This window comes from Bradyrhizobium sp. ORS 278, from assembly GCF_000026145.1.
GTDB lineage: Bacteria > Pseudomonadota > Alphaproteobacteria > Rhizobiales > Xanthobacteraceae > Bradyrhizobium.
Genome location: NC_009445.1, coordinates 4,544,788 through 4,563,863, shown reverse-complemented (window position 1 = coordinate 4,563,863; position 19,076 = coordinate 4,544,788). Strand labels below are relative to the sequence as shown.

General features: G+C 65.6%; 16 protein-coding genes. 12 read left to right on the top strand and 4 right to left on the bottom strand.

Translation table 11 applies throughout. The features are described from left to right. Nucleotides 1-3 precede the first annotated feature (3 nt). Genes BRADO_RS33340 through BRADO_RS20350 form a run of 3 tightly spaced genes read left to right on the top strand, consistent with a single transcriptional unit; the run spans nucleotide 4 to nucleotide 4,252 of the window. A complete protein-coding gene (locus BRADO_RS33340; protein ID WP_011927235.1) occupies nucleotides 4-2,583 on the top strand; it encodes a DUF6519 domain-containing protein in 2,580 nt (859 codons plus the stop codon). Beyond that, on the top strand, nucleotides 2,580-3,332 hold the full coding sequence (locus BRADO_RS20355) for a hypothetical protein (protein ID WP_011927234.1): 753 nt from the start codon (nucleotides 2,580-2,582) through the stop codon (nucleotides 3,330-3,332). Before BRADO_RS33340 ends, BRADO_RS20355 begins: the two co-directional genes overlap by 4 nt. Further along, a complete protein-coding gene (locus BRADO_RS20350; RefSeq protein WP_011927233.1) occupies nucleotides 3,329-4,252 on the top strand; it encodes a RimK family alpha-L-glutamate ligase in 924 nt (307 codons plus the stop codon). Before BRADO_RS20355 ends, BRADO_RS20350 begins: the two co-directional genes overlap by 4 nt. 12 nt (nucleotides 4,253-4,264) lie before the next feature. Here the strand turns inward: BRADO_RS20350 and BRADO_RS20345 are convergent, their stop codons facing one another. Beyond that, nucleotides 4,265-5,881: a hypothetical protein gene (locus tag BRADO_RS20345; RefSeq protein ID WP_041756761.1), complete on the bottom strand. Its 1,617-nt coding sequence runs from the start codon at nucleotides 5,879-5,881 to the stop codon at nucleotides 4,265-4,267. 454 nt (nucleotides 5,882-6,335) lie between these two features. After that, a complete protein-coding gene (locus BRADO_RS20340) occupies nucleotides 6,336-7,262 on the bottom strand; it encodes a hypothetical protein (RefSeq protein WP_011927231.1) in 927 nt (308 codons plus the stop codon). 1,250 nt (nucleotides 7,263-8,512) lie between these two features. Between BRADO_RS20340 and BRADO_RS20335 the strand changes: the two genes are divergently transcribed. The 9 genes from BRADO_RS20335 to BRADO_RS20295 all read left to right on the top strand — a co-directional run bounded on the left by BRADO_RS20335 (nucleotide 8,513) and on the right by BRADO_RS20295 (nucleotide 16,371). Then, complete coding sequence (locus tag BRADO_RS20335) at nucleotides 8,513-8,746, top strand: hypothetical protein (protein WP_011927229.1); 234 nt, start codon at nucleotides 8,513-8,515, stop codon at nucleotides 8,744-8,746. A gap of 272 nt (nucleotides 8,747-9,018) precedes the next feature. Beyond that, nucleotides 9,019-10,110 carry an ABC transporter substrate-binding protein gene (locus BRADO_RS20330; RefSeq protein ID WP_011927228.1) on the top strand — a complete coding sequence of 364 codons (1,092 nt, stop codon included), beginning with the start codon at nucleotides 9,019-9,021 and terminating at the stop codon, nucleotides 10,108-10,110. After that, entirely contained in the window at nucleotides 10,088-11,101 is a 1,014-nt protein-coding gene (locus BRADO_RS20325; protein ID WP_011927227.1) for an ABC transporter permease, read from the top strand. The genes BRADO_RS20330 and BRADO_RS20325 overlap by 23 nt, the downstream gene beginning before the upstream one ends. Then, nucleotides 11,095-11,886 (top strand): ABC transporter ATP-binding protein, encoded by a 792-nt coding sequence (locus tag BRADO_RS20320; protein WP_011927226.1) that lies wholly within the window; start codon nucleotides 11,095-11,097, stop codon nucleotides 11,884-11,886. Before BRADO_RS20325 ends, BRADO_RS20320 begins: the two co-directional genes overlap by 7 nt. Next, nucleotides 11,880-13,064 carry an acyl-CoA dehydrogenase family protein gene (locus BRADO_RS20315; RefSeq protein WP_011927225.1) on the top strand — a complete coding sequence of 395 codons (1,185 nt, stop codon included), beginning with the start codon at nucleotides 11,880-11,882 and terminating at the stop codon, nucleotides 13,062-13,064. Before BRADO_RS20320 ends, BRADO_RS20315 begins: the two co-directional genes overlap by 7 nt. A gap of 21 nt (nucleotides 13,065-13,085) precedes the next feature. Beyond that, nucleotides 13,086-14,189, top strand: coding sequence for an LLM class flavin-dependent oxidoreductase (locus tag BRADO_RS20310; protein WP_011927224.1), 1,104 nt, complete (start codon nucleotides 13,086-13,088; stop codon nucleotides 14,187-14,189). Next, nucleotides 14,186-15,127, top strand: coding sequence for an ABC transporter substrate-binding protein (locus BRADO_RS20305; RefSeq protein WP_011927223.1), 942 nt, complete (start codon nucleotides 14,186-14,188; stop codon nucleotides 15,125-15,127). The genes BRADO_RS20310 and BRADO_RS20305 overlap by 4 nt, the downstream gene beginning before the upstream one ends. Before the next feature lie 200 nt (nucleotides 15,128-15,327). Continuing rightward, a complete protein-coding gene (locus BRADO_RS20300; RefSeq protein ID WP_244422854.1) occupies nucleotides 15,328-15,708 on the top strand; it encodes a DUF1989 domain-containing protein in 381 nt (126 codons plus the stop codon). A gap of 9 nt (nucleotides 15,709-15,717) precedes the next feature. Next, the gene (locus tag BRADO_RS20295; RefSeq protein ID WP_011927221.1) at nucleotides 15,718-16,371 is read left to right on the top strand and encodes an urea amidolyase associated protein UAAP2; all 654 of its coding nucleotides are present in this window, start codon (nucleotides 15,718-15,720) and stop codon (nucleotides 16,369-16,371) included. 57 nt (nucleotides 16,372-16,428) lie between these two features. On the opposite strand, the gene BRADO_RS20290 is transcribed toward BRADO_RS20295, so the two are convergent. Beyond that, on the bottom strand, nucleotides 16,429-16,869 hold the full coding sequence (locus BRADO_RS20290) for an SseB family protein (RefSeq protein ID WP_011927220.1): 441 nt from the start codon (nucleotides 16,867-16,869) through the stop codon (nucleotides 16,429-16,431). A gap of 42 nt (nucleotides 16,870-16,911) precedes the next feature. Continuing rightward, nucleotides 16,912-18,807, bottom strand: a complete 1,896-nt coding sequence (locus BRADO_RS20285; RefSeq protein ID WP_041756760.1) for a sigma-54-dependent Fis family transcriptional regulator — start codon at nucleotides 18,805-18,807, stop codon at nucleotides 16,912-16,914. Between the last annotated feature and the right edge of the window lie 269 nt (nucleotides 18,808-19,076).

The following is a 19,076-nucleotide window of genomic DNA, read 5'->3' as shown; positions in this document are numbered from 1 at the left end:
GCGATGAAGGGCGATTTCAGCCGCGATACGTTTGATTCGACGAAGCATTACTCCAGCGTCCTGATGCAGCAGGGACGCGTGCAGCTCGATGCGGATTGGAACGAACAGCAGAGCATTCACCATCACCGCATCGCCACGGAGGCGCGCGACGTCATCGGCTTCTCCGGCGCTCCGTTGCACGCCGCCGGATTCAAGATCACGGTTGCGGCCGACAACCGCTCGCTGGTCATCGGTCAAGGCCGCTATTATGTCGACGGCCGGCTTTGCGAGAACGAAAGCGATGTCGGCTATGCGGCCCAGCCAGACCTGATCAATCCGCCGGACATCGTCGCTGCGATGACCGCAGCTCAGGCGACGGCTGCGATCATCTATCTCGACGTCTGGTCGCGCAGCATCACTGCTCTCGACGATCCCATGATCCGCGAGACCGCGCTGGGCGGCCCTGATACCGCGGCCCGGATCAAGACGGTGTGGCAGGTCAAGGCGCTGGTGGCGAAGCCGGACGGCGGCGGCGGCTTTTCCTGCGGCGACCCGCTCAAGGCCTGGGATGATCTGACGACGCCAAGCAGCGGCGCGCTGAGCGCGCGCGCGCAGCCCGCCGCGTCGACCGACGGCCCGTGCCTTCTGCCGCCCGGCGCCGGCTTCCGGCGGCTCGAGAACCAGCTCTATCGAGTTGAGATTCATTCCGGCGGCGCGCTCGGGGCCTCGACCTTCAAATGGTCGCGCGACAACGGCGCCATCGTCACCGCGATCGACAGGATCAACGGCCAGGAGATCACGGTGCGTGATCTCGGCCGCGACGACGTGCTCGGCTTCGCGAGCGGCCAATGGGTCGAGGTCTCCGATGAGTCTCGGGAGCTGTCCGGCGCGGCCGGGCAATTGGCGCAGATCGACACGATCGACGTCGCCAACCGCATTGTGACGCTCAAGCAGGCGGTCGCAGGCATCGATGCGACGCGCAAGCCGAGATTGCGCCGCTGGGACGGCGGCAGCACGACCGGGCTGCAGGTCGTGGTGCCCGCGACCAATGACGGTTGGATTCCGCTCGAGGACGGTGTCGAGGTGAAGTTCGCCGCCGGCAATTACGCGAGCGGCGACTATTGGCTGATCCCGGCCCGAACCCTGACTGGGGATGTGGAGTGGCCGTTCACAACACCACGTCTGCCCAGGGGTAAGCACAGTTATGCACGGCTTGCGGTGGTCACTCTGGTCAACAGCGCATTGACGGTCCAGGACTGTCGCAACATCTTCACGCCCCTGGCAGAGCAGCCGCCCGCCATTCATGTCAGGGGCGTCAATTGGCTCAACGACGACATTGTCGCGCCGGAGACCATCTTCAACGGGCTCAATGTCATGTTCGATACGGCCGTCACGCCGCTATCGACCGACAGCTCCCTTGCGGTCGCGTCCCTGACCATGGACATGCCCATGGTGTTCGGCACCAATCCGCTGGGCGCGATGAATGTGGGACCCGGCGATGCGCCGGCCACCGCCGGCCTGGTCACCTTGTGCCTGAACGGCGAGTTGTCGCTGGCCGCGCGCGACATGCTGCAATGGAAACCTGCGAAGAACGGCGCCGAGCTCAGGGCGCTGATCGCCACCCTGGTGCAGCAGCGGATTTCGCGGGTGGGGCTGCGCTTCCGGCTCCGCGGCGGCGCGATCTGGCAGGAGGGCGGAACGGAACTCCGCTATCTCGACGGTCAGGCGTTCGGCCAGAAGGGTACGCGGTCGGATTCCACGCCGCGCATCGACCTGCGCTTCCCGTCCGGCAGCGGGCGCCGGGTGAGCGATTTCGAGAGCTGGTTCTTTCTGCAACTCTCCTTGCCGCCATCGACACTGGTGAACTTCACGCTCGACGCGCAGACGGTGATTGCCGGCGGCACCGTCACGGGCACCGTCACCCTCGACTTCTTGCCGACGGGACCGGGCGCCAACATCGCATTGTCGTCCTCGGCGCCCAACGTGGTGACGTTCGTGAACCTGCCCAACAACAGCGTGAACGTGCCGCCGGGACGGCTCCAATCCAGCTTCCAGATCAAGACCAATGTCGTCACGGCGACCACCGAGGTGCTGATCAGCGCAACCCTGGGAGCGGCGACACGACAGGTCAGGCTCTCCGTGCAGGTCGTCGGCGTGGTGATCTCGCCGCCGTCGCTGTCGACCTTCACGGGACGCTCGCAGCAGTTCTCCGCGACCGTGACTGGCGGCGTCAGCGATGCCTCGGTCAGCTGGAGCATCACGGAGCCGAATGGCGGCAGCATCAACTCGACCGGCCTCTATGTCGCGCCGGCGGCCGCGGGCACCTACCACGTGGTTGCGACCAGCGCCGCGGATCGCAGCAAGAGCGCGGCCGCCACGGTGCAGGTCACGATCAAGCCGAAGGAAAAGGAAAAGGACAAGGATAAGGACAAGGAAAAGGAGGGCAAGGAGAAGGAACGATTCGAGGATACCCCCAAGATCCGCCGCGAAGTCCTGCTCGAGCAGCCGCGCCCGCTCGTCGTCGATCCCGTGCGCGACCAGCTGATCGATGCCGAGGGACGATCGTTCATCCTCGTCAATCAGCGACCGGTCATCAAGCCGTGACGTCCGCGACCGACCCCGTCATCGTGCTCATCGCGAGCCGCGGCGATCCGGCTGCGGCCAGCTTCGCGGAGCGCGCCGGCGGCATCGTGCGTGTGATGACCCCCGCCGACCTGTCGCAACCGGGGTGGACGTTCGACGCCTCGGGCGCAGGTCCTTCCATGGCGGTCATTGCCGGAAAGACGGTGCCTTCGACCGCCATCATCGGCGTCGTGACGCGGCTGGCCGTGGTAACCGAACAGGATCTGCCGCATATCATTGTGGACGATCGCAGCTACGTTGCCGCAGAAATGACGGCATTCCTGCTGGCCTGGCTCACGTCGCTGCCATGCCCGGTCGTCAACCGCCCATCCCCGCAATGCCTTTCGGGGCCGCATTGGCGTTTGGCGCAATGGCGCTTGGCTGCGAACCGCCTCGGTATTCCGACCGTGCCGACGATGCTTCGTGCGAGCCGCACGACACCGCAATCGGAGAATGACGCGCAGGAGCGCGACGGCACCACGAGCATCGTCGTGGTCGGGCGGCACCATGTCGGAACGGTCGACCCGGTGCTGGTGGCGTATGCGCACGCGCTTGCCCATGCCGCCGGCGTCGAACTGCTGTCGGCGTGGTTCGACGGCGACGGTCCATCGGCGCGGTTCGTGGGCGCCAGCCTGTGGCCGGATCTCGGCGACGCCAGAGTCTCGGACGCCGTGCTGCGGTTGATGTGCACCCGTGCTGCCGAGGCCGGTAATTTGAGGGAGGCCGTATGATCCTGTTGTGGGGCCACGCGCAAGACGGGCCATTGGCGCTGGTCAGAGACGCCTTGGAGGAGCGGGGCGCGCCCGTATTCTTCCTCGATCAGCAGCGCGCGGGAGAGACCGAGTTCGCGATCGAGGTCGACGCGACGGTCAACGGCAACATCCGCATCGCCGGCGAGGTCTGCGCGCTGCATGATGTGGCCGCGGTCTATGTCCGTTGCGAGTCCGGGGGCAGGCCTGCGGCTGACCAGGACGACGAGCTGTGGCGTCACGCCGTGACCGTCGACGAGCTCATGATGACCTGGCTCGCCATCACCGATGCGCGGGTGATCAACCCGTTCGCGGCGACGGCGTCGAACGGCTCGAAACCCTATCAGTCGATGCTGATCGCCGGGTCCGGCTTCGCCGTCCCCGAAACGCTGGTCACGACCGACGTCGCTGCGGTGCGCGCGTTCTGGGACAAGCATGGCGAGATCATCTACAAGTCGACCAGCGCCGTTCGCAGCATCGTGTCGCGTCTGACGAAAGATCACGCGGAGCGGCTTGAGGACATCCGGTGGTGCCCGACCCAGTTCCAGCAATATGTTCCCGGACGCGACGTTCGCGTCCATGTCGTCGGTGACGAGATCTTCGCCACCGAGATCCACTCAGAGGCCGATGACTATCGTTATGGCGAGCGGCAGGGAATAGCGACCGAGCTGCGCGCATTTGCTCTTCCAAATGATTGCGCCGAGCGATGTCACAAGCTGGCGCACGCCCTGCAACTGCCTGTCGCCGGCATCGATCTGCGCCGTACCCCGCGGGGTGAGTGGTATTGCTTCGAAGTCAACCCGTCGCCCGCCTTCTCATATTACGAAGCGGCGACGCACCAGCCGATCGCAGAGGCGATCGCCGGATTGTTGATGGCGAGCGAACGGTCGCGGCCGGGTTGAACCCGACCGGCCTTATTTCGGCGTCTGGCTGGCGCTCGCGGCATCGTTGCTCTGGCGCGCCTTGAACACCAGATAGCCGCCATGGCTGAGCAGCAGCAGTCCGAGGAAGGTCTCGCCGACGTAAGGAAGATCGGTGAACGGCATCTTGTTGCTGACGAAGGCGGTGGCGATCATCTCGGCGCTGACCGAGCGCAACAGCTTGCCGAGCTGGAGCAGATAGACCGCGATCAGCAGGCCCGAGATGATCAGGTGCTGCAGCCGGCTGATATCGACGTCCTTTTCGGTTCCCTCGGTTTCGCCGGTGACGAGATCGAGCCAGCTCGCCTGCTTCGGCGACTCGTTGCTGTTCAGCGTGGCCGGCGTCACCAGGCTTTTGACGAGCGAGGGGTCCGCGGCCTTCTGCCCGACACGGGGCGGGTCCTTGGCATCGCGGATGAGTGCGCTGAGATAGGGACTTGCGACCAGATTGATTCCGAGCGCGGCCCACAACGCACCGGCCATAGCGGGGATGAACTCGAGCGATGCATCGAGGGTTGACGGCACCAGGATGGCGTTGAGTCCGGACGTCACGAACAGGGCACCCAATAGCACGGTGGTCCAGGTCGTCTGCTGCATCCGGGATAGGCTGAAGCGGTTGGTGCGAGGATCTATCAGCGCCCCAAACCACACGCCGCGCTCCGAGCCGAGGCCGCATGCGACGATCAGGAAGCAGGTCGCCACCAGCGTCCAGATGAACGGGCGCAGCAGCGAGGACTGGGCGTCCGTCCAGAAGTGCCTGTAGACGGTGTCATAGATGCTGTTGGACTTCGTGCTGTCGTTGAGCTTCTGCTCGGCACGGGCGGCATTCCAGGCCCTGTCGCAGGCCGGCAGCCAGGTCAGCTTCTTCTCGGCGTTGAGCTGGGTGCACTTCCTCAGATCATCTCCGTCCGGGGCCGCCGCGACCGTCCTCTGGAACGCGGCCCAACTGCGTGTGGCGATGTCGCCTTGGATCCACTGCCAGGCGCCGACATAGAGACAGCTGACGACCCATATGCCGAACATGATCGTTGCCATCCCCAGCCGCCGCTGCGAGGGCATCGCAGCGGTAATGACATCGCCGGTGGGCAGTGCAGAAGCCGCCGGCACGGGTGCCACGGGCTTCGGCCACAGGCCCGGAGCAGGGCGTATATCGACGTCGATGCCGGCGTTCTCGTCGACGGCGTCGAACATGAACAGGTGCTTCGGCCTGTTGTCGCCGTCGATGACCGGACCAAAGATGCGGGCGACGTGTGACGTCGGCTGATAGGGCCAGTTGATGGGCAGCCCGGACGCAAGCTTGCCGTCCGCGTCTGGATCGGGTGACCACAGCACGGCATAGCGGCCTTCGGGTGGCAGCGGTTTGCCATCGGCGGCGCGAGCCTCCTGTGCGGCTGCGAAGCAGGCGCTCCAGATCTCGGGATTGCTCCGCACGACTGTGTTGGACGCGGCCTCCGGAAAGCCCTCTCCGCCGAGCGCGTAGATCAGCCGGGCAAGTGCAGCGCGGACATTGGCGAGCGTCGCGGGCCTGCCGTCGGCAGCCTGCCAATCCCGCGAGGAGGTCAGCAGAATGCGGGCGCAGCCCTGCACGTCGAGATCAGCCGCATCGGTCATTGTCCCCTCCCACTCGCGCGCACAGACTGTTGCCGTTGGAGCCCAGTCGAACAGGAGGGCGTCCTGCCGCTGCAGGTTTCCGCCCCCAGGCAACGTAGTGATCTGCGGCGAAGCGATGTATGAGCCAGCCCACAGAATGACACCCCGACGTTACCGGAGGTTGTGTCGCCAAGGCAAAGGGCTGGCAGCCGTAAAATCGTAAGCCGCAGGACATCGTGCCGTGTCATGCAAGCTGACGGAGGGTGCCTTGTCGGACGACGCGAACCGGTCCAGCTCAGGACCGTGTCCGATTCCATGACGCACGGCATCAATTGAGAAGGCAGAGCTCTAAGCTCTCGATCAGGCCGCCCGACTGTGCGGCTCCGGCCAGATCTTCAAGGGCGTGATCGGCTGCGCGAACGCTCTTGCGTCAAGCCAGCTTGCGATCTCCGGCCGATCGCATCCTCGCGCGGTGTCAGATCTTTCGAACGATCTCGGCGTAGGCGATGCCGGTGAGGTTGCCTTGACCGAACAGCAGGCTTTGCAGGTCGGAGCCGTCGAGCTTCGCGACATACAGGGAGCCGGCGAAATCCGTGACGAACATGCGGTCATTCGGCAGATCGAGCGCGAGGCCGATGCCTTCATTCAGGTGGCGCACCACGATTTCCGGTTCATCGGGCCTGCTGTCGATCGAGGCGCGGCTCACGGTGTTGCCGCGCGGGGCCTCTCCACGGTCCGTCCAATAGAGCAGACGACGCTCGTGATCGATTTCCAGGTCGATCGGCTCGGACAGTCCGTCGAAGAACACTTCGATGTCTGACCGTGCCGACGCGCTCTCGCCGACAGGGATGTCCAGACCTGCCCGGTAGATGGCGCCGAGACCGGCGTTCTCCGGGCCCTTTTGCGTCCAATACAGCTGATTGATCTTGTCGTCGATCGCGATGCCGACGCACCATCGCGTCGCATCGGGGTGGTCCAGCTCGGCCGAACCTCGGTCCACCAGCGTTTCGATCGCTGAACCATCCGTGTTGGCGCGCATGACCTTCATGCCCTCGCGATCACACCAGTAGAGTTTGCGGTCGCGCTGATGCAGGATGATCTGCTTCGGCGTGTGCGTATGACCCTGCGGCACGATGACGGTGCGGTTTCCGCCGTCCAGGTCGGCGCGTTCGATCGACCCGTCATCGAGGTTCGGAACGCCCATGTTGGTCCAGTAGATGTGGCCCGCATCCAGGTCGAGGGTGATTCCGTCCGGAAGGCGACAGTCTGTGACGATCGTCTCGCGGCCTGATCCGTCGACGTTCATCGCATGAATCTTGCCTGCGTTGAGCTCGAGGACAAACAAGCGGGGAGCGATCATTGTCGCACGGTCACGCAGCGATGTCGCGGCGGCATCAGTCATTTGGCTCTCCTTTGAGAGGGAGAACTCTGCCGCGAATTGCGGCCGTCATCTTGAAGGGTATTGCAGACGCTGGTCAGATCTTGCCTTGTTGGGCCGAAAACGACGCCTCGTATAAGTGGAGTGCACTTGAGTCCCCGGCAGCAACGACCTCGCGCTGACATCTCTTGCGACGATCCCGCCGCAGGTCTCACGGTCGCCGAACTCTCCACGGGATCGTTCAAAGCAGCCGGACGGATGAAGTCGTAGCGGCTCAAGGCTGATCATCTGCACGTCCGGCAATCCTTGCATGCCCCGCATGCGCCAGATGCCCGTCGTGCCAGATTGTCGCAAACTCATCACTTGCGTCGTCGGGCAAATCAGCTCCACAAATCAGCGCATCCCGGCTCGCTGAAGAGGGACGTTTCGCGATCGTCATGAAGCGTCGAGCCGGAGAGGCGACGGGCGCGTTGCTCCGCAGCCGGGTGTCACAGCCCGTGCCGACGAACGGAGCGAGGCGACGGCGAAGTGGCGTGGTCCTGGTCTCCCGACGCTGAGACCAAGCCGGTGGTGATGATCCGCTGGCGACGGGGGCAAGACAGCCGGTCCCCGGGGAGAGCGCCTATAAGTCGCAAAACCGTCGCGCAGGGAAGGCCGGATATTGGGCTGAACCTGTGGTTCTACCGCGTGCTTATCTGCTGCACGCGGACCGCGGGTATCAGCCGATACCCGGTCTTCCCTGCGCCTCTTCTCCGAAAGAGGAGGTTCACCTGGATCAAGCTCGGGCGGAGATCGCCGCGAGATCGCGAAGCCATGTTTGCTGTCAGACTCGCCTGCTGTTTGACGGGCCTGCTGTTTGAACGTGGAGGAAGCATGCCGCAAGAGAGTTCGGTGCGGACACGCGCAGAGATCCCGGAGCGTCGTCACGGGGCCGGGCCTCCGAGCGCTTGCGGATTCGGCCCAGTCCGAACTGATGCCTCGATCAGCGACAATTTGTTCTGAAACAAACGATGCGCCGTCTCACGACCTTTGAAGTTCCATTTCATTGACCGAACTGAGCCTTGCCCCGATATTCGCCGCCATCATCGCTCAACCACGGATCGCCGGATGAGAACCAGAATCGCAGCCCGTCGCCTGGTGCGCAAGCGCCTCGCCGGACGCTGCTTCTCGGCGGCGACCGGTGCCTGTTGCTGATCGCTGCAGCCGACGTCACATCACCCTCGATTTGCAGATCCAACAGGAGCGCCGCTGCGCAAGGCGGCGAGCGATTGCTCATGCCAACAGCTTTTGTCATCGAAGTCTTCAACCGCACCGCCGGCATCGTGACGGCCGACGAGCGCGGCTTCAGCTTCTTCTCGCCGCGCGCGCATTCGACAGCCTGGAAGGGTAATCCTTCACATCGGCGCGCGATGCCGAACGTGCCGCCCGTGCGCTCGTCATCAGCGGCAGCGGACGCCCGCGGCGGAGGTCATTTCGCGCGTGCGGCGACGGCAGCAGCTCGCGCGTGAGTCCGGCGGCAGGGGCGCATGATCAGGCTTGAGCGGCGCAACGGCGAACTGATTGCTGTCGAGAACAGCGGCTTTCGTGGTGATAATCGCTCGCCGTCGCGCCACATTCGAAAATCCATTTCATTGACGGTGTGCACGGGCGAACGCATCATCGGTTTATCATGGGGCGCTGACGACAGCGCGGGATCAACGACACATCGAATGCATTCCGCTCAGGAGTGCGGGCGCCCTACGCCCGCGCCGCGGCGGAGCTTTGGCGGCAGGAGAGGGCGATGGACACGACGGACAACACGAGCGCAGTCACCCGGCGGCGGCTGCTGCAGGCGGGTGCTGGTGCGGCTCTGCTGGCGCCATTCGGAGGCCTCGCTGCCCAGGCGCTGTCGCTTCGGGCTGCACCTGAGATTGATGTTCAGCAGTTTCCGATCTGCCGGACGGCGGCCGAAGCGCCGGTTCTCACCGGCGAGCCGCGCAAGCTGAAGCTGTCGTGGAATGCCGGCGCGGTCTGCCTGACGCCGGTGCCGGTGGCGATCGACCAGGGTTTCTTCAAGAAATACAATCTCGATGTCGAATTGATCAACTATTCCGGCTCGACCGATCAGCTGCTCGAGGCGATCGCGACCGGCAAGAGCGACGCCGGGCTCGGCATGGCGCTGCGCTGGCTGAAGCCGCTGGAGCAGGGCTTCGACGTCAAGATCGCGGCGGGCACCCACGGCGGCTGTATGCGCGTGCTGGCGCGCGCGGACTCCGGCATCACCAAGCTCGCCGACCTCAAGGGCAAGGCGGTCGCGGTCGGTGATCTCGGCGGTCCCGACAAGAACTTCTTCTCGATCCAGCTGGCGCGCCTCGGCATCGATCCGGTCAAGGACGTCGATTGGCGCGTCTATCCGGGCGCGGTCGTCAACGTCGCCGCCGACAAGGGCGAGACGCAGGCTTTCTTGGCGTCCGATCCGCTCGCTTATCTCTGGCTCAAGGATCCGGCCTACAAGGAGGTCGCCTCCAATCTCGACGGCGAGTATCAGAACCGGGTCTGCTGCATCCTCGGCCTGCGCGGCAGCCTGGTACGCGACGAGCCGCAGGTCGGCCGCGCGGTCACGCAGGCGCTGCTCGATGCCGCGATGTTCACCGCGCAGAACCCGACCGAGGCGGCCAAATCGTTCCAGCCCTATGCGCCGAAGCAGGCGACGTTGGCCGATCTCGAAGGCATGGTGCGCTATCACACTCACCATCATCATCCACATGGCGCTGCGCTCAAGCAGGAACTGAGAGCCTATGCCGACGACCTCAAGGTCGTCTCCGTCTTCAAGCCGAGCACCGACACCAACAAATTCGCTGAGCGCATCTATGTCGACATTTTCGCTGTCTGAGACCGCCGGAGGCGATATCGCGCGCGCCACGGGCCTCGGCGCCAAGCTTCGCGACATCGCGCCGGGCATTGCCGCGGCGCTCGCCTGGGCTCTGTTCGGCGCGTCCTGCTTCGTGCGCGAGGACGTCGGCGACTGGTCGCGCACCACGGATCTCGCCGTCGCGGCGTTCGTGATCGCAGCGCTCGTGCTGGTCTCCAGCATCGCGGCGCTGCGGTTGGGGCGAGCTGGTGCCGCCCTGCGCAGGCGAAGCCCATGGTTGCTCGCGCTCGGCGTGTTCCTGACACTCTGGGAGCTGGCGACGGCAAAATTCGCCTGGCTGCCGCTGCCTTTCTTTCCGCCGCCGCAGGCCATCATCGAGGTTTACACCGACGATCTGCCGAAGCTGCTGGACAGCGTGGTCGCCTCGATCAAGCTGCAACTCGGCGGCTACGCCATCGGCGCGGCGATCGGCTTCGTGACGGGCGTCTCCATCGGCTGGTCGACGCGGATCGGCTATTGGGTGCACCCCGTGTTGCGTTTCATCGGGCCAGTGCCGGCCACGGCTTGGCTGCCGATCGCGTTCTTTACCTTCCCGACCAGCTGGAGCGCGTCGACGTTCCTGATCGCGCTCGCCACGGGCTTTCCGGTGACGGTGCTGACTTGGTCCGGCGTCGCCAGCGTGCCCACCGCCTACTACGATGTCGCGCGCACACTCGGCGCCAGGCCATGGTTCCTAGTGCTCAAGGTTGCGATCCCCGCGGCTTTGCCGCATGTGTTCGTCGGCCTGTTCATGGGCCTCGGCGCCTCCTTCGCGGTGCTGGTCATCGCCGAGATGATCGGCGTCAAGGCCGGGCTTGGCTGGTACCTGCAATGGGCGCAGGGCTGGGCCGCCTACGCCAACATGTACGCCGCGCTGCTGGTGATGTCGCTGCTCTGCTCCGGCGCGATCACGTTGCTGTTCAAGACGCGCGACCGCGTGCTGGTCTGGCAGAAGGGTGTCGTGAAATGGTAGCCGCAGCCGAAGTCGTGCGGCCGCAATTTCCCGGCGCGGCGATCGACATTGCCCATGTCGACCATGCCTTCGACATCGACGGCGCCGAGCTGAAGGTGCTCGACGACGTCAGCCTGATCGTCGAGCCCGGCGAGTTCGTCGCGCTGCTCGGGCCGTCCGGCTGCGGCAAGTCGACCTTGCTGCGCCTGATCGCCGGCCTCGACAAGCCGCGCAGCGGCAGCTTGCGCGAGGACGAGGTCGGCATCAAGGGACCGCATCCGTCGCGCGTCGTCGTGTTCCAGGATCCGACGCTGTTTCCGTGGCGCACGGTGTGGGACAATGTCGCTCTGGGTCTGGAGGCGCAGGGCATCCTCAAGAAGCAACGGCATCGCGTCGATGCCGCGCTCGATCTCGTCGGCCTCACCGACTTCAAGAATGCCTATCCGCATCAGCTCTCCGGCGGCATGGCGCAGCGCGTCGCGCTGGCCCGGGCGCTGGTCAACGATCCCAAGGTGCTGGTGCTCGACGAGCCGCTTGGCAAGCTCGACTCGCTGACCCGCATCGCCATGCAGGCGGAACTGGTGGCCCTGTGGCAGCGCAAGGGCTTTACCACCCTTCTCGTCACCCACGACGTCGAGGAGGCGCTGGTGCTCGCCAATCGCGTCATCGTGCTCAGCGATCGCCCCGCGCGCATCAAGGCCGACATCGTCGTGGACCGGCCATATCCGCGGCATCGCGGCGATCCGCATCTCGCCGATCTGCGCCGGCAGATTCTTGGTCTCCTCGGGTTGGAAGCGACATGGTAGCCGTCATCGAGAGCCTCGCGCCGCGTCAGAACGACAAGGAGAATGAGGACGAACTGATCGCACGCGCGCTGCGGCTGGTGCCGGTTTTCGCCGAGCGCGCGCCGGCTCATGATCGCGACCGCAGTTTTCCGTTCCAAAACTTCAAGGATCTGTTCGAGGCGGGTCTGCTGTCGCTGACCGTTCCTACTGCGCTCGGCGGGCATGGAGCGGGCGCAGGCCTCACGTCGCGCGTGCTCGGGATCATTGCTGAGGCCGATCCGTCGACGGCGCTGGTGCTGGCGATGCATTACATCCAGCATTTTGTGATGGCGCGGAATCAGGAATATCCGCCGCGGCTCGCCCGCAAGCTTCAGCGGGAGTCGGTCGAGCGCGGCGCGCTGATCAACACCTTCCGCGTCGAGCCGGCGCTCGGCTCGCCGTCGCGCGGCGGCCTGCCGGAGACGATCGCGCGGCGCACCGAGACCGGCTGGCGGCTGAGCGGCCACAAGATCTATTCGACCGGCGCGCCGATCCTGTCCTGGTACTCGGTGTGGGCCAAGACCGACGAGCCGGAGGCGCGGCTCGGCCTGTTCCTGATACAGGCGGGATCGCCCGGCATCCGGATCGTCGAGACCTGGGATCATCTCGGCCTGCGCGCCAGCGGCAGCCATGATGTCGTGTTCGAGGATGTCGTGATCCCGCTCGACCACGAGATCGAGCTGCACAAGCCTGCGGACTGGCGGGTGCAGAATCCGACCCAGGCGCTGGTTCATGCCGCCTTCGTCGGCGCGATCTATGACGGCGTCGCGCGCGCGGCGCGCAACTGGATCGTCGACTTCCTCAAGACGCGCACGCCCTCCAGCCTCGGCGCGCCGCTGTCGACTCTGCCGCGTGCGCAGGAGGTCCTCGGTGCGATCGAGGCGCGGCTGCAGGTCAATGCAAGGCTGATCGACAGCGTCGCGCGCGACTTCGACGAGGGCAGGGCCGTCAGCCCGGTCGAGGGCAACATCATCAAGCTCACCGTCACCAACAATGCGGTGGCGGCGGTCGAGGACGCGCTGTCGCTTTCGAGCAATCACGGCCTCAGCCGCACCAATCCGCTGGAGCGGCATTATCGCGACGTGCTGTGCGGCCGCGTTCACACCCCGCAGGACGACGCCACGCGCATCGCCGCCGGCCGTCTGGCGCTGGGACTCTAGAAATACAAGGAGATAGGACCCATGTCCGAAATCGAATTCATCGGCTTCATTTCCAACAACAACTCGTCCGAGATCATCGTCCGCCAGGGACCGGTGCTCGATCCCGTTCACATCGAGACGGTGGCGAAGGCGCACGAGAATGCCGGCTTCGACCGCGCGCTCCTGGCATTCCACTCGACCTCGCCGGACAGCCTGCAGGTCGCCCAGCACGTGCTTGGCGTCACCACCGGGCTGAACGTGCTGATCGCGCAGCGCCCGGGCTTCACCTCGCCGACCCTGCTGGCGCGTCAGTTCGCGGTGCTCGACCAGTTCTCCAAGGGCCGCGTCGCGCTACATGTCATCACCGGTGGCAACGCCAATGAGCTGCGCCAGGACGGCAACACGCTGGACGACAAGAGCGAGCGCTACGCCCGGACCAGCGAGTTCCTCGACATCGTCCGCGCCGAGTGGACCAGCGAGAAGCCGTTCAGCTACGCAGGCAAGTACTACCAGGTCGAGAACGCGTTCGCGCAGGTCAAGCCGTATCGCAAGGAGGGCATCCGGATCTATTTCGGCGGCGCCTCGGATGCCGCTATCGACGTCGCAGGCAAGCACGCCGACACCTATGCGCTGTGGGGCGAGTCCTATGCGCAGGTGCGTGAGCAGGTCGCCCGCGTCAGCGCGGCGGCCGCGAAGTGCGGCCGCCCGGCGCCGCGCTTCTCGCTGTCGGTGCGCCCGATCCTCGCCGATACCGAGGAGAAGGCCTGGGCGAGGGCGCAGGAGATCCTGGAGCGCGCCACCGCGCTGCAGGACCAGACCGGCTACCGCAAGCCTGCCGATGGCCACGCGACCGACGGCGCCAAGCGCCTGCTCGCGATCGCCGAGCAGGGCAAGCGGGTCGACAAGCGTCTGTGGACCGAGATCGCCAAGCTCACCGGCGCCAACAGCAACACCACGGCGCTGGTCGGGACGCCGGAGCAGGTCGCGGAGGTGTTCGGCGACTACTACGATCTCGGCATCAGCCATTTCCTGATCCGCGGCTTCGACCCGCTGATCGATGCCATCGATTATGGCCGCGCGCTGATCCCGGCGACACGCGCGCTGATCGCGCGTCGGCAGGCCGCGAAGGGAGTGGCGGCGGAATGACGCGCGTTCTCCTTGCCGCGAGCCTGCTACTCGCGTTGACAGTCTCCGCCGTCGCGCAAGTCACCTTGCGTGTCGGTGACCAGAAGGGCAATGCGCGCGCCGTGATGGAAGCGGCGGGCGTGCTCAAGGATGTGCCTTATACGATCGCGTGGAAGGAATTCGTCGCCGCCGCGCCGCTCCTGGAAGCGGTCAGCGCCGGCGCGATCGACACCGGCCTCGTCGGCGATGCGCCCTTCACCTTTGCCGCTGCCTCCGGCGTGCCGGTCAAGGCGATCGCTGCAATCCGCCAGACCCAGGAGGGGCTGGCGGTGCTGGTGCCGGAGAATTCGCCGATCAAGAGCTTCGACGATCTCAAGGGCCGGAAGATCGCGACCGGCCGCGGCTCGATCGGACACCAGCTGGTCCTTGCGGCGCTGGAATCGCGGGGCTGGACCGCCAGCGACATCCAGCTCGTCTTCCTGCCGCCGTCGGATGCCAAGGTCGCCTATACGCAAGGCTCCGTGGATGCGTGGTCGACCTGGGAGCCTTATGTCAGCCAGGAGGAGGTTCTGTTCCAGTCCCGGCGCATTATCACCGGCGAGGGGTTGACGCCCGGCCTGAGTTTTCAGGTCGCTACGCCAGCTGCGATCAAGGACAACCGCGCGGCGCTGGAGGATTTCGTCCAGCGGCTTGCCGCGGCCCGCGCCTGGTCGCTCGGCAATATCGAGAGCTACGCCGAGACCTGGGGCCGGCTGATGAACATCCCGTCCGCCGTACCGCTCAACTGGCTCAAGCGCGCCCAGGTCCGCATCGTCCCGGTCGACGACACCGTCGTCGCCGACGAGCAGAAGACGATCGATCTCTACACGCGCACAGGCCTGATCAAGGAGCGGTTGGATGCGGCGGCCGTCCTCGACCGGTCATTCACCGCGGCGATCACGAAGGGGGCGGGGCCTTGAGCTGCCGCATCGTCTCGTCGAGCGCGGCATGAGCGACAGCTTCGTCGTCCGGCGGTCGGCGGCCTCACTGCCCGCGCATGCGCCTCGCCAAGCCGGTCAGACGTGTTCGTGCGATGTCCATCAACAGGGCAAGTGCGTTGAGACGCTGCGGCTCGGCGCTCTCCGTTGGAGTCGATGTGCCGTTGAGATGACGGTCGCAATTGTGCGCTGCCCATGGCGAGGTGACGCGCAACACGCTGGCGAACTTCATCTCCGCCGCCGCCAAGATCGGACTGGACGTGCGCGACATCCCGCCCTGCGTGACGTTCTTTGCGCCGGTCACCACGGATGCCGCCGGCCGCTTCGTCTGGCACGCCGCGCGCAAGCGTGCCGGCGATTTCGTCGATCTGCGTGCCGAGATGAACCTGATCGTCGCGGTCTCGAACTGCGCCCATCCGCTGGATCCGGCACGGCCGGCAGCAACCACGCCGATCACGCTGACCCAACACCGGCCGCCGCCGCCCACCGCAGACGACGTCTGCCGCACGGCGTCGCCGGAAGCCGCGAGGGCCTATGCCTTCACCGATCAGCTGTTCGCCTGAGGAGCGCTCATGACACCGACCGACCCGGGCCCTATCGTCTATGGCTCCGACATTCCCGCCGAGCAGCCCTGGTCGCGCGTGCTGAGGAAAGGCCAGACGCTGCGCATCATCGACAGTGAAGGCGAGCAGGCGGTGGATGCGCTGATGTACGCCGCCGATGACACCGCCGAGCGCTACAGCGCGCAGGACACGCTGCGTGTCCAGGGCTCGGCCTATCTCGAGCTCGGCACGAAGCTGATCTCCAACCGCGGCCGCGTGATGGCGCGGATCACGGCGGACACCTGCGGCCGCCACGACACCTCGGCCGGGTGTTGTTCCTGCGAGAGCAATGCCGTGCGTTTCGGCGAGGCGACGCGCTATCTGCATGCCTGCCGGGAGAACTTCATCCTGGAGCTGTCGCGGCATGGTCTGACCAAGCGCGATATCGTCTCCAACCTGAATTTCTTCATGAACGTCCCGATCGAACCGTCGGGCAATTTCACCGTGCTGGACGGCCCCTCCGCGCCGGGCAACTATGTCGACGTGACCGCCGAGATGGACGTGCTGTTCGTGATCTCGAATTGTCCGCAGGTCAACAACCCCTGCAACGGTTTCGATCCGACCCCGATCCGCGTCGAGATCAGGGAGACGTCCGCGGCACCGGAGCCCTCAACAGTGACCTGAGCGATGTGCCGTGAGCCCGCGCGGCTCGCTGCTTTTCTTTCGGTGGCGGGGATGGGTTCACCGGCTCGGGTGCCGGGACGCGTCCGCCATCTGGAGCTTGTCGAAAATCGTTCCGTCCATCAGCAACGCGATCTCGCTTGCAGGCATCGGCTTCTGGCACTCGGATAACGGGTTGAACCAGAAGTTTGCGTTGGGCAGCATTCGGAACAGATCGCGGGCCGCAGCGCCGAGACAGGCTTCCGGCGCCTTGACATAGTCCGAGATGCGCTTCCGCGAGGTGAACGCCGGCAGCCATGTCAGGCCCTGGAATTCGACGCTTGCGACGTTGATCCGCTCCTCGCGCGCGAGCGAGCGGCGCTGGCCGGGCTCGATCGGGGCCTCCGGTGTCAGGACATAGATCTCGGCCTCGAGCAGCGCGCGGTAGAACCGCGGAATGATCGCGGGATCGCGGCCGGCCGCCTGCATCAGCGCTTCGAGACTGTTCTCCGGTTCGAACATCGTGGCCTCCTTTCACATTGATCCAAATTGATGCGGCGCGTGTTACTCCGGCTTGCCGCGCAGCGCGCGATAGACGGTGTTGCGCGAGATGCCGAGCCGCCGCGCGGTCTTGCTGATGTTGTTGCCGGTGTCGGCATAGGTGCTGAGCACGAGCGCGCGCTGGATCTCGTGCAGGTCGGCTGGAGCGCCGTCCTCCACGGCAGCTCTGTCCACGGTGATCTTCGCCGCCATTCCCTCAGGGCGATCGGCCCCGATGACGGCATCGACGGTGGCGGCGTCGATCACTAGGCCGGTCTCGCTGAGCGAGAGCCGGGCCAGCGCGTTGCGGAGCTCGCGGATGTTGCCGTCCCAGCTCCGTTGCGCCAGCCGTTGAATCGCAGCTTCGGACAGCGCGATCGACGGATCGATCTTGTGCATCAGATGGCGCGCGATGTCGGCGAAGTCGTTGCGTTCGCGCAGCGGCAGCAGCGTGACCTCGAGCGTGTTGAGGCGAAACAGCAGATCGGATCTGAACCGGCCCTTCGCGATGGCGTCGTCGAGATTGGCGTTGGTGGCCGAGACCAGGAGCACATCGACTTCACGCGTGCTGCCGCCGACCGGCCGAACGGTCCAGTCGTCGAGGAAGCGCAGCAGCACCGCCTGCAGGGTCACCGGCATGTCGCCGATCTCGTCGAGGAACAGCGTGCCGCCATCGGCTTCCTTGAACAGGCCGGCCGAGCCGCCCTTGCGGGCGCCGGTGAACGCGCCCTCTGTATAGCCGAACAGCTCGGCCTCGACCAGGCTGTCGGGGAGGGCCGCGCAATTGACCGCGACGAACGCGCCACTGCGCCGGCTCGCGGCATGCGCGTGTCGCGCCATCTGCTCCTTGCCGGTGCCGGTCTCGCCACGGATGAGGATCGGCATCTTGCGTGTGGCAGCGACAGCGACCCGCTGCACGATGGCCGCGATCCGCTGATCGGCCGAGACGAACGGCGCCGCGGGGCTCTTCAGCGGTGTCGGTCGCGGCGACACCACCCGATGCGTCATCGGAAACTGGCGGCTGTTCTCGATCGTGGCAACGAACTGGCTGCCGACGTCGTCCTCGAGCCGCTGCCGCTCCATGCGCCGGCCCTCGTCGACGAAGTCGCTGAACCGGCCCCGGAAGACATCGCCGAACGGGCGGCCGGCGAAGGCGGGCAGTCCATGCAGCAGCACGCGCGCGGCGCGGTTGGCGGCGAGAATGCGGCCGTCATTGTCGACGGCGAGCAGGCCGGCACTCAACGTATGCAGATATTCGCCGCGGTTGTGAAAGGCGATCAGGATGTCGCCGCGATGCTGCTCGCGGAACAGCCCGTTCTCGATCTGAGTGGCGGCCATCGCGACCAGCGCCTGGGTGTGCGCCTGCCGCGACATGCAGTCGGACGATGCGTCGAGGATGCCGGCGACCTCGCCGTCGGGCCCAAAGATCGGCGCCGCCACGCAGGTCAGATTGTTGTAGCGGGCGAAGAAGTGCTCGCGTCCATGCACGACGATCGGCCGCTTGAGAAAGGCCGCCGTTCCGAGCCCGTTGGTGCCGCAGATGCTTTCGGTCCAGAGCGAGCCGGCGCGGATACAGGCGGCATCCGAGGCGTCGCTGAAGCTCGAGTCGGAGATGATGTCGAGCAGCAGCCCTTCGGCGGTTGCAAACGCGATCATGAAGTTCGAGCCGGCGATCTGCTGATGCAGCGTGTGCATCTCCGCCAGAGCGAGGCCGCGCACCAGCGAGCAGCGCTGCTGCTCCTGCCGCAGCACGGCGGCATCGACGAATTCAGGCGAGGGTGGGCGCAGCGCATCGAGACCCATCGTGATGCAGCGCATCCAGCTGTCGTAGATGTCGGCCGACATCTGACCGCCTGGCGGCTGATCCTGATCGTCCAGCTTCAACCATGCGCCATCGAGGCGTCGGCTGCCTGGCAGCATCGTCATCCTCCCGGTCCGCGGTTCCGCCGGAGCGCCGGCACGCCCGGCTGTTTGTTCGTGGCGCTGCGTCGATCAGCATAGAGCAATCGTGCGAAAAGCAGAAATCGGAAGCCGGCCTCGCGAAGTGACCTTCGCACTACGAAAACTGTTCCGTCCCGGAACAGTTGTGCAATCAGCAGTGATCCGCGGCGGACCGAAGATCGGCGCGAAGGCGGATGAGAAGATCCTGATTATCAATCTGTTAGCTCCCTGGCATAGCTCTTGCTCAA

Bases quoted from the DNA above. Each gene is read 5' to 3' on its own strand.
- BRADO_RS33340 (WP_011927235.1), top strand. From the start codon at position 4: ATGAAGGGCGATTTCAGCCGCGATACGTTTGATTCGACGAAGCATTAC.
- BRADO_RS20350 (WP_011927233.1), top strand. From the start codon at position 3,329: ATGATCCTGTTGTGGGGCCACGCGCAAGACGGGCCATTGGCGCTGGTC.
- BRADO_RS20345 (WP_041756761.1), bottom strand. From the start codon at position 5,881: ATGACCGATGCGGCTGATCTCGACGTGCAGGGCTGCGCCCGCATTCTG.
- BRADO_RS20340 (WP_011927231.1), bottom strand. From the start codon at position 7,262: ATGACTGATGCCGCCGCGACATCGCTGCGTGACCGTGCGACAATGATC.
- BRADO_RS20335 (WP_011927229.1), top strand. From the start codon at position 8,513: ATGCCAACAGCTTTTGTCATCGAAGTCTTCAACCGCACCGCCGGCATC.
- BRADO_RS20330 (WP_011927228.1), top strand. From the start codon at position 9,019: ATGGACACGACGGACAACACGAGCGCAGTCACCCGGCGGCGGCTGCTG.
- BRADO_RS20325 (WP_011927227.1), top strand. From the start codon at position 10,088: ATGTCGACATTTTCGCTGTCTGAGACCGCCGGAGGCGATATCGCGCGC.
- BRADO_RS20320 (WP_011927226.1), top strand. From the start codon at position 11,095: ATGGTAGCCGCAGCCGAAGTCGTGCGGCCGCAATTTCCCGGCGCGGCG.
- BRADO_RS20315 (WP_011927225.1), top strand. From the start codon at position 11,880: ATGGTAGCCGTCATCGAGAGCCTCGCGCCGCGTCAGAACGACAAGGAG.
- BRADO_RS20310 (WP_011927224.1), top strand. From the start codon at position 13,086: ATGTCCGAAATCGAATTCATCGGCTTCATTTCCAACAACAACTCGTCC.
- BRADO_RS20305 (WP_011927223.1), top strand. From the start codon at position 14,186: ATGACGCGCGTTCTCCTTGCCGCGAGCCTGCTACTCGCGTTGACAGTC.
- BRADO_RS20295 (WP_011927221.1), top strand. From the start codon at position 15,718: ATGACACCGACCGACCCGGGCCCTATCGTCTATGGCTCCGACATTCCC.
- BRADO_RS20290 (WP_011927220.1), bottom strand. From the start codon at position 16,869: ATGTTCGAACCGGAGAACAGTCTCGAAGCGCTGATGCAGGCGGCCGGC.
- BRADO_RS20285 (WP_041756760.1), bottom strand. From the start codon at position 18,807: ATGCTGCCAGGCAGCCGACGCCTCGATGGCGCATGGTTGAAGCTGGAC.